9 protein-coding genes and 1 pseudogene are annotated in these 15,284 nt (G+C 69.2%); 3 read left to right on the top strand and 7 right to left on the bottom strand.

Annotated elements, in window-relative coordinates; translation table 11 throughout:
- Positions 1-6: 6 nt before the first annotated feature.
- Positions 7-852: a fumarylacetoacetate hydrolase family protein gene (locus tag AQJ27_RS40865; protein WP_067380697.1), complete on the bottom strand. Its 846-nt coding sequence runs from the start codon at positions 850-852 to the stop codon at positions 7-9.
- Positions 853-1,112: 260 nt separating this feature from the next.
- Positions 1,113-3,566, bottom strand: coding sequence for a SpoIIE family protein phosphatase (locus AQJ27_RS40860; RefSeq protein ID WP_067380693.1), 2,454 nt, complete (start codon positions 3,564-3,566; stop codon positions 1,113-1,115).
- A 252-nt stretch (positions 3,567-3,818) separates the two neighbouring features.
- Here AQJ27_RS40860 and AQJ27_RS40855 point away from each other — a divergent pair, with 252 nt between their 5' ends.
- Complete coding sequence (locus AQJ27_RS40855) at positions 3,819-5,081, top strand: PucR family transcriptional regulator (protein ID WP_067380690.1); 1,263 nt, start codon at positions 3,819-3,821, stop codon at positions 5,079-5,081.
- Between the two features lie 95 nt (positions 5,082-5,176).
- Positions 5,177-6,370, top strand: coding sequence for an RsbRD N-terminal domain-containing protein (locus AQJ27_RS40850; RefSeq protein ID WP_159064531.1), 1,194 nt, complete (start codon positions 5,177-5,179; stop codon positions 6,368-6,370).
- Here the strand turns inward: AQJ27_RS40850 and AQJ27_RS59265 are convergent.
- The 5 genes and pseudogenes from AQJ27_RS59265 to AQJ27_RS40835 all read right to left on the bottom strand — a co-directional run bounded on the left by AQJ27_RS59265 (position 6,286) and on the right by AQJ27_RS40835 (position 13,673).
- Positions 6,286-6,693, bottom strand: coding sequence for an ATP-binding protein (locus tag AQJ27_RS59265; protein WP_244313883.1), 408 nt, complete (start codon positions 6,691-6,693; stop codon positions 6,286-6,288). The two genes, AQJ27_RS40850 and AQJ27_RS59265, sit on opposite strands and share 85 nt — an antisense overlap.
- A 36-nt stretch (positions 6,694-6,729) precedes the next feature.
- Positions 6,730-7,202, bottom strand: a pseudogene (locus AQJ27_RS53255) (PP2C family protein-serine/threonine phosphatase); the annotation flags it as partial.
- A 438-nt stretch (positions 7,203-7,640) separates the two neighbouring features.
- A complete protein-coding gene (locus tag AQJ27_RS40845; RefSeq protein WP_067380684.1) occupies positions 7,641-9,581 on the bottom strand; it encodes an FHA domain-containing protein in 1,941 nt (646 codons plus the stop codon).
- A gap of 297 nt (positions 9,582-9,878) precedes the next feature.
- The gene (locus AQJ27_RS59260; protein ID WP_235613877.1) at positions 9,879-11,678 is read right to left on the bottom strand and encodes a serine/threonine-protein kinase; all 1,800 of its coding nucleotides are present in this window, start codon (positions 11,676-11,678) and stop codon (positions 9,879-9,881) included.
- Between the two features lie 363 nt (positions 11,679-12,041).
- Entirely contained in the window at positions 12,042-13,673 is a 1,632-nt protein-coding gene (locus AQJ27_RS40835; RefSeq protein ID WP_067380681.1) for an IucA/IucC family protein, read from the bottom strand.
- An 86-nt stretch (positions 13,674-13,759) separates the two neighbouring features.
- On the opposite strand from AQJ27_RS40835, the gene AQJ27_RS40830 reads away from it, so the two are divergent.
- Positions 13,760-15,256, top strand: a complete 1,497-nt coding sequence (locus AQJ27_RS40830) for an IucA/IucC family protein (RefSeq protein ID WP_067380678.1) — start codon at positions 13,760-13,762, stop codon at positions 15,254-15,256.
- The last annotated feature ends 28 nt before the right edge of the window (positions 15,257-15,284 follow it).

The following is a 15,284-nucleotide window of genomic DNA, read 5'->3' as shown; positions in this document are numbered from 1 at the left end:
CCCCGATCAGGCACGCGCAAACCGCTGGCGAAGCTCGCCGATGCCGGTGATGTAGCTGACCAGTTCCTCGCCCGGCTGCAGCCACCGCTGCGGGTTGCGGCCGATGCCGACGCCTGCCGGGGTGCCGGTGAAGATCACGTCACCGGGCAGCAGCGGCAGAGTGGCCGACAGGCCCTCGATCAGCTGGGGCACCGGGAAGATCAGGTTGCTGGTGCGGGAGTGCTGCATGGACTCGCCGTCGATGGCGCAGCCGAGTTCGAGGTCGTCCGGGTTGTCGAACTCGTCCACGGTGACCACCCACGGCCCCATCGGGGCGAACCCGGGGAACGACTTGCCCATACTGAACTGCGGCGCGGGGCCCTCGGTCTGCAGGATCCGCTCGGAGATGTCCTGGCCCACGGTCAACCCGGCCACGTAGGACCAGGCGTCGGCGGCGGACACCCGCTCGGCGCGCCGGCCGATCACCACGACCAGCTCCACCTCCCAGTCGGTGTGCCCGCCCTCGGGCAGCGTCACCGTGCCGACCGGCCCGCTGATCGCGGTGCGGAACTTGGTGAACACCGGTGGGAACTTGTCCGGGGCCGCCAAGTTGGACTCGGCGGCGTGCTCGCGGTAGTTCAGTCCCATGGCGAACAGTTGGGTCGGCGTCGGGGTGGGCGAGCCGAGGTCTGCGGTGTCGAACGCGGACGCGTTGCTCAGGTCGGCGTCCTTGGCCCAGCCCAGGAAGTCCGCCCAGGCGTGGTAGGCCGCCTGCGGGTCGGGGCCGAACCGGCCGCCGCTGGCCTTCTCGACATCCACCGCACCGTGTTCGGTGAAGACGGTGAGTCGGCCTGAGAGGTTTCCGATGCGCATGGGGGGCTCCTTCGAAAATGGTGGATGGGACCTGGATGTGTCACTTCCTGCTCCGATCGCTCCGATCGCCCCGATCGGGGATCCAATGGCGTCGGTAGGAACGACGCTAGGAGGGAGCAGAGGCACCGCCACTGGGCGCAGAACACCATATTTACGCTCAATTTGGTTGTTCTGCACCAATTCGCCCGACGGGCCGTGCGTCAGCCTTGCGGCGCGGCTCGGGAGGAGAGCTGCGGCGCCGTCCTGGCTGCCAGATCCCTTCAAGCGTGCTTGGGCAGATCTTGTTCAGCCCACACGACCTTGCCGCCCGGTATCCAGCGGCAGCCCCACGTACGCGACAGCTGGGAGACGAGGAGGATGCCGCGGCCGAACTCGTCGGTGGTACGTGTGTGACGAAGACGCGGGAAGGACCTGCCGGCGTCGGATACTTCGCAGGTCAGCAGCCGGTGTTTGATCAGGCGCAGGGCTATGGGCCCGGCACCGTGACGGATCGCGTTGGTGACCAGCTCGCTGGCGATCAGCTCCGTGTCGGCGATCAGGCTCTCCAGCCCCCACCGGGTCAGCTGCCGGGCCACCAGGCTGCGGGCACTGCTGACGACGGCCGGGTCCCGGGGCAGGTCCCAGGACGCGGTCTGGCACGGATTCAGAGCACGGGTCCGGGCCAGGAGCAGGGTGACGTCGTCGGATGGTGACTGCGTCGGCAGCGCCTCGATCACCGAGGAGCAGAGGTCGTCCAGGGGCCGACGGGGCTGGGCTGCCAGGGTGGCGCCCAGTTGCCGCATGCCGACGTCGATGTCGCGATCGCGGGTCTCGACCAGGCCGTCGGTGTAGAGGGCGAGCAAGGTCCCCTCGGGCACGTCCATCTCCACGGCCTCGAAGGGAACCGAGCCGACACCGAGTGGGGCTCCGGTGGGGAGGTCGGGGAACGTGACCTTTCCCTGCGGGTCGACGACAGCGGGCGGGGGATGCCCGGCCCGTGCCATCGTGCACCGCCGGGTGACCGGGTCGTAGACGATGTAGAGACAGGTGGCGCCGGTGACCATCAGGCCGCCGTCGCCGGCGTCGTCGTCTTCGTCCGACTGGCACCGGACCGTGTCGTCGAGGTGGGACAGCAGTTCGTCGGGGGGCAAATCCATGTCCGCCAGCGTGCGCACAGCCGTTCGGAGCCTTCCCATGGTCGCCGCGGCGTTGATGCCGTGCCCGACGACATCCCCGACGACAAGCGCCACCCGGGCGCCGGACAACGGGATCACATCGAACCAGTCGCCTCCGACGCCGGTCTCCACGTCGGCCGGCAGGTACCGCGAGGCCGCCTGGATCGCCGCGCTGTCCCTCACTCCGTGCGGAAGCAGCTTGCGTTGAAGGGCCAGGGCCGCTGTGTGCTCGCGGGTGTACTGGCGAGCGTTGTCCAGGGACAGTGCGGCCCTGGTGACCAGTTCCTCGGCGAGGAGCAGGTCGTCCTCCTGGAACGGCATCGGTTCCTCGGTACGGATGAACAAGGCCACACCCAGCACGGCGTGCCGCGCGCGGATGGGGACAAGCATCATGGAGTGCATCCCGTTTTCACGAATGGCCTGCGCCCGCGCGGGGTCATGGTCCACCCATGTGCCGGGAGAGGCGTCCAGGGTGGGTTGCAGGTGAGAGCCTCCGGAGGAGAGCACCCTGATCCAGGGTGAGGTCGGGGGGACGCAGATGGACTCGCCGCGTGTCCAAGGCGACTCGGGAGTCCCCGGGTGGATCGAGGCGAGGCCGGCACGGCGAAAGGCCGGACCGCGCTGCCCCGACGTGCTGGTGCGGGAGGCGGGTTCGTCGCCGAGCGGGACGGACTCGGCCAGGTCGACGGCGGCGTAGTCAGCCAGGAGGGGCACGGCGAGGTCGGCCAGTTCCTGACTGGTCTGCATCACGTCCAGGGTGCTGCCGATCCGGGTGCCGGCCTCGCTGAGGATGGCGAGGCGCTCGCGGGCCCGCTGGTTGCCGGTGACATCCACGCTCATGGAGCACACCCCCAGTGGCCGGCCATCGGCGTCGCTCAGGCAGAAGAAGGAGGCCGCAAAGGCGTGCTCTCTGCGCCGATCCGACGGCGGCCACGCCCGGTATTCATGGACCGCGGCCATGCCACTGCTCAGCACCTGGCGCATCACCGCTTCGAGCGCCTCGGATTCGAGGCCGGGCAGCGAGTCCGGGAGGCGCCGTCCGAGCCGCTGGGCACGAGGGATGCCGTCCTGGAGTTCGATGACGTCGTTGACCCAGGTGCAGCGCAGTTCCACGTCGCGCACCACGATGCCGATCGGTGTGCGCGTGAGAAGCGACTCCCGCACCGACCCGGCGGCCTCCACCGCGGAGAGTGCGGCGATATCGGTGCCGGAGACGAGCCAGTGGACTGATCCGTCGCGCCCCCACAACAGCGAGACACGCAGGCTCACATGGAGGGTGTGGCCTTCGCGGTGATGGATCGTCGCTGTGCCGGACCAGCCGCCCCGGGCGCGGCGCTGCTCGCAGGCGGCCCATACGTGCAGTGCGTCCTGGAGGAACGGCAGCACGAACCAGGCGGGCCGGCCCACCACGTCTTTGGCCGCGTAACCGACAAGCCGTTGCGCGGTGTTCGTCCAACCGACCACCGTTCCCTCGCCGTCGATCATCGCAATCGCAGCGTCCGGCACCTCTCGAGTACCCAGTGCCTCCGTGAGGCCGTATCGGACAATATTGGTCGACATCGATCGCCCCTAGGTTGCTTCCGAAGAACGGCTTGAAGGCGAGTCGATCCCCCGGATCGCGCTCCGGAGGGTGTCGCCAGTAACCAGAGGCTAGGCGTGAACCGCACGGCAACCACTGGGCGCTTAGTACGACCTTCGGGTGGGAGTTGGTGCCAATGAACTAATCCGTCGGCGGTATTCGCGCAGGTTTGCGGAGTGCGGCCTGTCGCTTCCCGAAGAAGCGGATCACGGACGGCCCTGTAGCATTGCGGTATGGCTGCGGAGAATCCAGAGGCCGCAAAACAACTGTCCGTGGTCGCGGCGAACGTAGGGTCACACCTCCCGGAGGTCAGCCGCGACATAGGGGACTATGTCATTGCCGAGATCCCGGAACTCAGGGGCGACGAAACCGTCATTAAAATCCTGCGGGCGAGCATCGCGGAAAATGTCGCCACGTTGCTGCACATTTTCGAGAACGACATATCTCTGGACAAGATCGAGGGGCCTGCGGCCGCTCTTGAGTACGCCAGGAGGCTTGCTCAGAGAGGTATCTCCCTCAGCGCGATGGTGCGCGCCTACAGAATCGGCCACTGGCGTTTTCTGCAATGGTGTCTGGACGAACTCAACCGGCAGGACGCCGGCGAGGATCTCGCCATCGCGACCAACCGGCGCATGCTGCGGGTCAGTTTCGGTTACATCGACCGCGTGACCGAGCATGTCATCGCGGTCTACCAACAGGAACGCGATCACTGGCTGCTCAGCCAGACCGCCGCGCGCGCCGCGCGCGTGCGGGACATCCTCACCGAGAAGGACGTCGACCTCAACTGGGCCGAACCAGCCCTTGGTTACCGGCTCCGACAGCACCACCTCGGACTGGTGGCCTGGCTGCCCACACTGACGGGCGGGGGCGAGGGACTGGCCCGACTCCACCGGATCACCAACGAGGTCGCCCAGAAGCTGGACTGCCCCGCCAGGCCGCTTTTCGTCCCCCGCGACGCCGTTGTGTCCTGGGCCTGGCTGCCGCTCGGCTCGCACGGCGACGTCTCCTGGCAACAGGTGTCGGACGTCGTCGAGCGCTGCGATCCTTCCGTGCACGTGTGCGCTGGACGCGTGGGCTACGGCATCGAGGGATTCCGCTCCACCCACCGCCAGGCAGTACGCACGCAGGAACTTGCGGCAGCGGCCAAGCCGGCCCCCCAGTTCACCGACTTCTCCGCTGTCGCTCCCATCGCCTTGATGGCCACGAACATGGACGACATGCGCGCGTGGGTGTGGAGCGTCCTGGGGCCTTTGGCCGTCGACGACGAGAACAGCGCACGTCTTCGGGAGACGGCACAGATATTCCTGGACACCAGCTGCAGTTACACCGCCACCGCCAGCGCTCAGATTCTCCACAAAAACACCGTGCAGTACCGCATCCGGAAAGCCGAGGAAATCATGGGGCACCCTGTCCAGAAAGGGCACACTGATCTGGAAATTGCGCTGCGCGCCGTTCAGTACCTCGGCTCGACGCTCCTTCGCACCAGCCCCGCCTGAGGCGGGCAGCAGGCCGACCGTGCGCATGCGCTGCCGGAGTGCGGCCTGTCGCGTCCCGAAGAAGCGGGAAACGGACGTCCCTGTAGCATCGAGGTATGGCTGCGGAGCATCCAGAGGCTGCGAAACAACTGTCCGTGGTCGCGGAGAACGTAGGGTCACACCTCCCGGAACTCAGCCGCGACACAGAAGAGTATGTACTTGCCGAGATTCCGGAGCTCAGGGGCGACGCGACCTTCATTAAAATCATGCAGGCGACCATCGCGGAAAATTCCGCCACGTTGCTGCACGTTTTCGAGAACGACATTCCTCTGGACAAGATCGAAGGGCCCGCGGCTGCTCTTGAGTACGCCAGGAGGCTGGCTCAGAGGGAAATCCCCATCAGCACGCTGATCAGGGCCCACAGGCTCGGCCACTGGCGTTTTCTGCAATGGTGTCTGGACGAACTCAACCGGCAGGGCGCAGACGTGGATCTCGCCACCGCGACCACCCGCCGCATGCTGCAGGTGGCCTTCTGTTTCAACGACCGGGTGACCGAGCATGTCATCGCGGTCTACCAACAGGAACGCGATCACTGGCTGCTCAGCCAGACCGCCGCGCGCGCCGCGCGTGTGCGGGACATCCTCACCGAGAAGGACGTCGACCTCAACTGGGCCGAACCAGCCCTTGGTTACCGGCTCCGACAGCACCACCTCGGACTGGTGGCCTGGCTGCCCACACTGACGGGCGGGGGTGAGGGACTGGCCCGACTCCACCGGATCACCAACGAGGTCGCCCAGAAGCTGGACTGCCCCGCCAGGCCGCTTTTCGTCCCCCGCGACGCCGTTGTGTCCTGGGCCTGGCTGCCGCTCGGCTCGCACGGCGACGTCTCCTGGCAACAGGTGTCGGACGTCGTCGAGCGCTGCGATCCTTCCGTGCACGTGTGCGCTGGACGCGTGGGCTACGGCATCGAGGGATTCCGCTCCACTCACCGCCAGGCAGTACGCACGCAGGAACTTGCGGCAGCGGCCAGTCCAGTCCCGCAGTTCACGAACTTCTCCCATGTCGGTCCCATCGCCTTGATGGCCACGAACATCGACGACATGCGCTCCTGGGTGTGGGGCATCCTGGGACCCTTGGCCGTCGACGACGAGAGCGGCGCACGGCTTCGCGAGACCGTGCAGCTATTCCTCGGCACCGGCTGCAGTTACACCGCCACCGCCAGCGCTCAGATTCTCCACAAGAACACCGTGCAGTCCTTGGATACTCCGTCCAGCAAGGGCGCATCGCCCTCGTCCATGGTGGACGCCTGATGGGGATGGGGAATCGCGGTGCTGGAGTCGAACACTTCACACGTGAGGGCGTGGTCACAGAGCAGCCGAAGGTGGATCGGACCAGTGGTGTAGCGAATGGCGTTGTTCACCAGCTCGCTGAGGATCAACTCGGTCGTGAAGGCAAGGTCGTCCAGGCCCCAGTGCGCAAGCCGGCGCGCAACAGCAGCGCGCAGGTCCGCCACCGCCGCCGGCTCTGAGGAAACATCCCAGTCGGCGACCTGATCAGGTCGCATGCCGCGAGTGCGGGCGACCATCAGCGCGACGGCTCCGCCGGGACGGACTGGGAGCAGTGCCTCGAACACGGCCGCGCAGGTCTCCTCCGGGCCCACAACGCCTTTCCGGGCGGCAGCTCGGCTCAGAACCCTCCGCAGCAGTGCGAAACCGGCATCCGTGCCCCTTCCTCGACGCTGGATCAGGCCGTGGCCGTAGAGCACCAGTTGGCTGCCCTCGGGCACCTCCCACTCCGCTGTGGTGAAGGAGCCGCCGCCCAGGCCGAGGGGCGGCCCGGCGGCACGTCGGGGAATTCCACCCGGCCATGGGGACTGATCACCGCGGGCGGCCGATGCCCGGCCCGCGACACCGCGCAGTGCCGGGAGACCGGGTCGTAGATCGCATAGAGGCAGGTCGCTCCCCTGAAAAAGCCCTGCCGTGCGTCAGGGCCGTGGCCCCACCGGGTCGCGAGATGATCGAGACGGCTCAGGAGTTCGTCGGGCGGCAGGCCGGTCGAGGCGAGGTTGCGGACCGCGCCGCGCAGCCGGCCGATCCAGGCGCGGGCGCGCGGGCCGCCCCCCACCACACTGCCCACGGCCATGGCACGCGGTTCTCGGGCAGCGCGACGAGCTCGATCCAGTCGCCCGATGTCTCCGATCGCGCAAGCCGATGGCGGACTGCCACGTCGACGGCGTGCTGGGCGATCGGGCTCCGGGAGGCGTGGAGCATCTCGAGGGCTGACGGTTGTGGTGCGTCCGCGGACGTAGCCCAGTGGCTGTCGTGCCCTGGGTGCCTAGGGTCGGCCCGGCCGGGAACGCCTGACCTGTTTCTTGGTAGCCGCCCTTTTTCAGTAGCCGCCCCCACCCCAACCGTCGCCGCCGCCGGTGCCGGTGCCGGTGCCGGTGCCACAGAACCGTGGGCACATCGACCGCGTAACGCGGCACGCCCCCTGAAAGACGCTGGAGGAGAACACGACTGTCCTCTTCTCCGGGAAGAAGCGGAGCCGTGTTCTCCTCGGCGCGGAATGTCCCGCCCGGCCTCAGACCGGGTTGGAGGGCACGGAATCCTGCGGGACGAGGGCCGGCGGGCCGATCCGCGGGTCGACGGGGCGCGGGACGTAGACGGGGGAGTCCGATTGGTAGAAGAGGTCGATGTCGGCTTCCTCGCCGCCGACGATCAGCGTGTCCCACGCACCGCTTTCCTGCAGCGTGCGGAGCGTGGCCGGGTCCAGCGTCAAGAGGTGGTTGCGCAGTTCCTCGTCGGTAGGCATACCGGGGAGACGGGTCGCGAGGCGCTCGCGTATCGCGGTCATGCGCTCCAGCAGGGCGTCGAGGGACGCGTGCTCGGGTTCGGAGCCGTCGCCGGGTTCCGGTTCCATGCTGCGGGCGATGATGTCCTTGATGGCGCGGGTGACGCCTTGTTCGTCGGTGGTGACCATGGCGTTCCAGGCCCGGCTCTTGTGCCGGTACTGAAGCATGGACATGGCCGCCTCGTGCCGGATGAAGTCGGCGTCGCGCAGCGGCCTTCCCTGCCATGTGCGGCTGAGGGAACGAGCGAGCGAAGTGGCGGAGGCGAGACCGCTGTTGAGACCGCGGCCCGGCCAGAAGTGGATGGCGTTGGCCGCGTCGCCCAGCAGAAGACCGTACGTACCGGGGCCCGTCGCGGTCGGTCGGCTCAGCTGCGCCGTGAACCGCGGGCGCTGCACCATGTCCAGCCGGAACGACGTGATCGCGGTGAGGTCGTTCTCCGGGACGCCGAACAGCTTCAGCCCCTCCCGGATCCGCTTCCACAGGGGTGAACTGCGCAGCAGGGCGGGCAGGAAGAGGGTTCCGTGCGTGGGACAGCGGAACTCGTGGTCCTCTTCGCGGCTCATGACGCAGGGGCGAGCGGCGATGCACTCCTCGAAGACCTGACGGACCGGGTCGATGCCGATCACGTTGCGGGCCTCCTCGCGGGTGAGCCGCATGTTCAAGAAGCCCTCGCCGCGCAGCGAGTTGAGAAGAAACCTGTTCTGCGACACGGTCAGCAGGACGCTCATCTGGTCCGAGAGCGGGGACTTGACCCGAAGCCCCAGCACCACGTCCTGCAGGTGGTCGCCGTCAAGGGAGTAGATCGAGGCGTCGGCCGCGCCGAAGCGGTCGGCGTAGTGCTCCCGCGTGCGGGATCGTCCGCCTTCGCAGATCGCCAGGACGTGTTCCTGCGCGAGCCGACTCTGGTGCTCCGACGGGTCGAACCGCTCCGCCACCAGCCGGATCGCGGCGTTCTTGTTCGCCAACTCCAGCAGGCGGTCCTCGATGTAGGCGATCCGGATGTTGCGGGGAGGCAGGCCGTCCACGGAGTCCGGTCCGACGGGCCACATTTCCGAATAGTCGCCCACGTCCTCGAACAGCGCCGACTGTATGTCCTCGGGCAGAGCGAGGTACTGCCGGCTCTGGACGGTCACGACCTGCTGTCGACGGACGTTCCCCTGGGTCTCGTCCTTCCAGACGACGGTGGAGCCGTTCTTGGTCCACCGCCCTTCGTAGACCGTGATCGAGACCCGCCCGCGCAGCATGTTCTCCAGCGTCAGCGCGAAGGCGAGGCCCACCGGGCCTCCGCCGGTGATGGTGACCCTGAGCACGCCGGGGTCCGCGGAGGCGCTCACCCGGGGTGCGTCGAGGTGGGAGAGATCCATCATCGTCTCGATGGCGTCCTCCGACTCGAAGAGGAACGTCTCCTCACCGATTCGGATGCGGTCGCCGGAGCGCAGTGCATGCCGTGTGATGCGCTGGTCGTTGACGAAGGTGCCGTTCCGGCTGTTGCGGTCATAGAGCACGAAGCCGGCATCCTCCTCGAGGATTTCGGCGTGCAGACGGGAGGCGTTGGCGCTGACGATCACGACGTCGTTGTCGCTCTTGCGACCGAACGTCAGTGGAGCAGCGCTCAGGACCACGCTTTGACCAGTGAAGGGGCCCGTTTGCCCCAGGATGACCGATGGCACTCATACTCCTTATGAACGACATCCAACTGCGAAAGAGAGACCGCGTGACGCGGCTGACCCGACACGAGACCGGAGCCTTCACTCAAACGTGAACGTGACCTGGTTTAGTTCGATTCTTGCGACAAATTCGTTCCGCGCCTCGTCGCGGGGCCGCGATCCGGACACCTCACCGCGCCACAGGAGAACTCCGGACACCTCGCCGCGCAGGAGAACTCCGGGCACGGGACGGCCCGGACCGAGGGCCGCCCCGCTCCGCAAGGCGGTCCGAGCCGTCGGTCGGTGCCCGGACGGCGTGCCTCAGTTCGTTCCGTTCTCGCAAGTCAGCGACAGGGGCACCATGTTGGACTTGCCGTGCACGGGTGCCTTGAGCTCCACGCCGATCTCGCTCTCGAGCTTTCCGGCTTCCGCCCACGTGCTCAGGCTCACCGTGTCCTGCTTGCTGAGCCCTCCGTCGTCCGAGAACACCAGCGTCCTCCAGTGCGGATCGGTCACCGAGCCGTCCTTGGACACCCAGCGGTAGGAGAACTGGGCCGGGAGCCGGTCCACCGTGAACGTCGCCGTAAAGGTGGGCGCCTGCTCGCTCGGCGGCGGGCACTGTCCCGAGTACGTCGTGTGCGAACCCGTCACCGTCACCCGCACCCCCAGGGTGGCGGAGGCGCCTTGGTCGCCGCCCTGTGTGCTCGCGGCGGTGGCGTTCCCGGCGTTTTTCGAGGCCGAACCCGCCCCTGTGGTGGCGCCGGCGCTCTGCCGATCTCCACTTCCGTTTCCGTCGTTCATGAGCGCATAGCCCACCCCGGCCAGCGCCAGCACGCACAGGGACACGCCCGCGGCCACGAGCGCGATGCTGCGCCGGCTGCGCCGCGCGTCAACCGGGGGGACGGAGGAGGCGGGTGTTCCCGCGGCGCGCGGATCCAACGCAGCGGGATCCGCGACCGCGGGCTGCGCCGAAGGATCCGCGCCCGTCGCCTGCGCCAGGACATGCGTGACCGTGGGCTGCGCCGAAGGATCCGCGGCCTTCGCCTGCGCCAGGGGATCAGCGACCGTGGGCTGCGTCACGGGATCCGCGCCCGCCGCCTGCGCCGAAGGTTCCGCGACCGTCGCCTGCGCCAAGGGATCAACGACCGTGGGCTGCGCCAAGGAGTGCGTGACCGTGGGCTGTTCCCCAGGATCCGCGGGAGACGTGCGTGTCGTGGGCTGCGTCGAAACGGTCGGGGAGTCGGAGGACGGCTGCACGATTCCCGCGTCGGGGATGCCGCCCTGGCCGACGAGGCGCAGCTCCTGTGCCGCCTGCTCGGCGGTGAGGCGTTCGTCCGGATCCTTGCGCAGCAGTCCCTCGATGACCGGAGTGAGGGTGCCGGCCCGGCGGACTTGCGGCAACTCCGCGTCCACGATGGCCCGCAGGGTGCTGAGCGGGGTGTTCTGGCGGAAGGGGGAGCGTGCCTCGACGGCCGCGTACAGCAGCACGCCGAGCGACCACAGGTCCGACGCGGGCCCGGACCGCTGGCCCAACGCCCGCTCCGGAGCCAGGAACTCGGGCGATCCGACGACTTCACCGGTCATGGTGAGCGCGGAGTCGCCCTCGATCATGGCGATGCCGAAATCGGTGAGCACCACCCGGCCGTCCTTGGCTATCAGCACGTTGGCCGGTTTCACGTCGCGGTGCAGCACACCGGTCTCGTGGGCGGCCTGGAGCGCGGCGAGCACCTCGAGACCGATGGACGCGGCACGCTGCGGGGAGAGTCGGCCCTCGGCCTTGAGCAGGTCGGCCAGCGACTGGCCGCGGACCAACTCCATGACGATCCACGGGCGGCCCTCCTCCATGGCCACGTCGTAGACGGTCACCACGTTCGGATGCGCCACCCGGGCCGCGGCCCACGCCTCACGCTCCAGCCGCGTGTACATCCGGTCGATGTCGGACGCCGCCAGTCCGGCAGGCGCCCGGACCTCCTTGATGGCAACCTCGCGGTGCAGCACCTTGTCGTAGGCGCGCCACACGGTGCCCATGCCGCCCGCGCCGAGGGGCGACAGCAGACTGTAGCGGCCGGCGATCACCCGTTCGCTGCCCGACTCTTGGGACACGGTGTCCTCATTGGCCATCGGAGCGATTCTCCCTTTCCCTACCCAAGCTGCTCGTCAGAGCGCGGACATCGCACGTGGACCATGCACCTGGCCTGCCCGGAAAGCAGGGCACGGACGGGGTGACCCCACAGCGGAGGAACCCGCGGCGACCCAACGGACTAATCCGACGGTGATCGTACCGTCGTTTACCGGACGCGGATGCAGACGTGTGTGCGACACCGCCCGGGTCGAATCGCTCCATCATCACGTTCATCTGTCGTCCCCTGTTGTTCACCTCGCCAGGTCGGCGGGTCGATGGTGGAGGTCCGCCCGGATCCAGGGGCCGGCACGGGAGTTGAGCTGGTCGTTCGCCAGGGGGAGGGCGTGAGGAGGAACCCGGTGCTAGGCGCGGGCCAGTGGGTTCGGCAGCGGGAGGTAGCGGGCGTCCGCGCCGTCCGCGCCCGTCCAGCGAAGCAGCAGGTTCGTCTTGCCGGGGAGCGTGGGGGCGGCGAGCAACTCCGCGATCTCGTGCGCGATCCCGGGCAGGCCGTGGTGGGCCAGTTCGCTCCGTACGGCGGGCCACGGGTCCCAGCCCGGGTGGTCCTCCGCGAGCAGGGCGGCGAGTTCTGACACGTTGTTGACGATCAGGCAGTAGACCAGCCGCTCCCATCCGGCGGCCCGGTCCACGTCCGTGAGCAGCTTCACGCCCTCCGCGTCCCGGAACAGCGCCTGCACGGGGACGCCGTCGGCGTCCACGGCCACCACCGTGTTCTGCAGATGTGCCTCCAGGACGACTCCGTGCCGCGCGAACGCCTCCAGGGCCGGGGGGACGACCTGGCGCAGATACGCCGTCCACCAGGCGGACGGGTCGGCGAGACCGTCGAGGGGGCTGCCCTCGAAGCCCTCCACAAGGGCGGCGGCGAGGAGCGGCGTCGCGCCGGGGACGACGTGCTCACGCAGCCCGTCGCGGACGAGGACCGCGAGTTCCTCGAAGGCGAAGTCGGCGGTGCGGTAGCCGCGGTCGCTCAGCCAGGAGGCGCCCGTGCTCACGCCGGTCCTCGTGCCCGAGCTTGTCCCCGTGGTCGTAGTTGTAGTCGTGTTCGCGAACGCGGCGGCTGTCGCCTCGTCCGTACGGCGCAGTTTCAGGAGGTCGTGGCGCCACAGCCGGCGGATGTCGTTGGTGATGCGCACGTCGAGGCTGAACTTGACGAAGACGTCGTCCTCGGGGGCGTAGAGCGTGCGGATGGCGGCCGTCGGCCACAGCGGGCGCGCGGTGCGGCCCAGGCGGATCAGCCGGCCGTCCGCGAAGGCGGCCCGGATCTCCGGGCGGGCGCCGACCAGGTCGAGCTGCCAGGGGTGGGCCGGAAGCAGCCGGTAGCCCTCCGGGGACGGCCCGAAGTCGTCCAGCGCCGAGGTGTCGCCCTCCTCGACGACCGCGTCCTCCCGCACGCCGAGCAGCTCCAGCGGGAAGCGGGCGTACGCCTCGGGCGCGTACGGCAGCCAGCCGGCGACGGGTCCGCCGCCCCGGGCCTTGGGCGCCGGGTGGTACGGGTGCCCGGTGATCAGGGACTGCTCGGAGCGGATGTACGGGTCCGCGGGCGGCGTCGCGTGCAGGCGCGCGGCGAGCAGTGTGGCCACCGCGTCCCGGCTGTCGATCATCTCGGCGGGCAGCTCGGGGTTGGACAGACCGGTGAATCCGCGCAGTTCCTCGGCGGTGAGTTTGACCAGGTCGGCGTGGGTGAGCCGATGCCAGGCCCCGTCGGCGTACACCTCGGGCGCCATGGGCCTGCGCGTCCCCCGCACCCGCAGCAGCCGCCCGCTGGGTCGCAGTCGGAACACTCCGGAGCCCTCGGCGACCCGGCCGGGGTCCTCGGCAGGCTCATCGGATTCCTCGGCAGGCTCTCCGGGTCCCTCGGCGGGCTCCCCCACCTCCCGCAGCAGACAATTGAGCAGCGGCGCGGCGGCGTACTCGTCGGCGGCCTCTTCTATGTCGTCCCTGGGGTGCCTGGGGGGCATGGAGTCCACGCGATCCATTCGTTCCATACGGTGCACTGGTGATCAGTATGTCTGTCGGCGCGGGCGACCGCGACGCGCAGTCCCCGTACCCAAGGAGCCCGACCGTGCACCGTCCCCCCACGCCCGACGCCGAGGCAGCGCTCGCCGACGAGCTGAGCGCCGTACGCCCCGCCCTCTCGGCGCCGTACGCGGCCGGGCTCCCCGGCGCCCGGGCGGCCGTGCTGAGCCGTCTGTGGCGTGCGCTGGCGTACGAGCCGATGCCGTGGATCGCGCGCCGCGAACCGGGGGCCGACGGGCTAACGCTCCACCTCACCGACGGCCGCCGGCTGCACGGCCCGCGCCCGGATCCGTACGCGACCACCACGTACGTCACCGAGGTCCGGCTGGACAACACGGTGTACGAGCGTCCGGCGCGGCTCATGACGGCCCTCGGTGTACCGCACGCGACCGCCTTCGCCGTCGAGCTCGACGACAGTGTCGCCTCGTTGGCCCTGTCGCGCGCGAACCAGCCCGGAGTCGACCAGGAGCCCCTGACCAGCTGGGAGTGGGAGCAGCGGGTGGTCGACGGGCATCCGTACCATCCCAACTGCCGTTCCCGGCCCGGGTTCTCGGTGGCCGAGGAACTCGCCTACGGGCCGGAGCACCGGCCGGTCGTGGAACTCGGCCTGGTGGGCGCGGACGACTGTCTGGTCCGGGGTGAGTGGCCCAAGTGGCTGCGGGACGAGGGCCGTTTCCTGATCCCCGTCCACCCCTGGCAGCTGGCGCACGTCCTGCGCACCGCGCCCCAGGAGACCGTTTCCGCACACCCGTTGATGTCGCTGCGCACCCTCGCCCTGCCCGACGGACCGCACGTCAAGACCGCGCTGAGCGCCCGGCTGACCTCCTCCGTACGGGACATCTCGGTCTACTCGATCGAGACGTCGGCGACGGTGTCGGCGTTCGCGGAGGACATGGCGGCCCGGACGGACGGCCTGCTGCACGTCACCCGCACCCTGGGCGCCGTCACGGCCCACTCCCCCGACCTGGCGGCGGTGCTGCGCGAGTCCCCGGACGTGTACGCGCACCCGGGCGAGCGCGTCCTGCCCGTGGCCGCCCTCGCCACCACCGAGCTGCCCCGATCGGCCGCCTGGCTGGCCGACTTCACCCGCCTCGCGCTCACCGTCTGTCTGCGGCTGCTCGACCTGGGGGTGGCCCTGGAGGCGCACGGCCAGAACCTCCTGGTCGTGCTGTCCGCCACCGGCGCCCCGGTCCGGCTCGTCTACCGCGATCTGGCCGACATCCGTGTGAGCCCGGCCCGGCTGGCCCGGCACGGCATCCCGGCCCCGGCGCTCTCCGGACGGATCGTCACGGACGACGTGACCACCCTGCGCCGCAAGATGTTCGGCTCGCTGATCGGCGGCACGCTGGGGGCGACGGCCGGTTCGTCGGCCGTACTGCGGGAGGCCCTGGAGAGCGTCGTACGGGATCTGCCGCGCACCCCGGACCTGGCGGTCCTGCTCGACGAGCCGCTGCCGACCAAGGCGTTGAGCCTGATGCGGCTGTCTCCGGAGACTCCGGGGGACATCTGGGCGCAGCTTCCCAACCCGTTCGCCACCCGATAGTTCGTAGATCGTTTTGAAGCCCGGCACC

Origin of the sequence: Streptomyces olivochromogenes, from assembly GCF_001514115.1 — a bacterium.
Classification (GTDB): domain Bacteria; phylum Actinomycetota; class Actinomycetes; order Streptomycetales; family Streptomycetaceae; genus Streptomyces; species Streptomyces olivochromogenes.
This window is presented reverse-complemented; position numbering and strand designations above follow the sequence as displayed.

Bases quoted from the DNA above. Each gene is read 5' to 3' on its own strand.
- AQJ27_RS40865 (WP_067380697.1), bottom strand. From the start codon at position 852: ATGCGCATCGGAAACCTCTCAGGCCGACTCACCGTCTTCACCGAACAC.
- AQJ27_RS40850 (WP_159064531.1), top strand. From the start codon at position 5,177: ATGGCTGCGGAGCATCCAGAGGCTGCGAAACAACTGTCCGTGGTCGCG.
- AQJ27_RS59260 (WP_235613877.1), bottom strand. From the start codon at position 11,678: ATGGCCAATGAGGACACCGTGTCCCAAGAGTCGGGCAGCGAACGGGTG.
- AQJ27_RS40860 (WP_067380693.1), bottom strand. From the start codon at position 3,566: ATGTCGACCAATATTGTCCGATACGGCCTCACGGAGGCACTGGGTACT.
- AQJ27_RS40835 (WP_067380681.1), bottom strand. From the start codon at position 13,673: ATGGATCGCGTGGACTCCATGCCCCCCAGGCACCCCAGGGACGACATA.
- AQJ27_RS40855 (WP_067380690.1), top strand. From the start codon at position 3,819: ATGGCTGCGGAGAATCCAGAGGCCGCAAAACAACTGTCCGTGGTCGCG.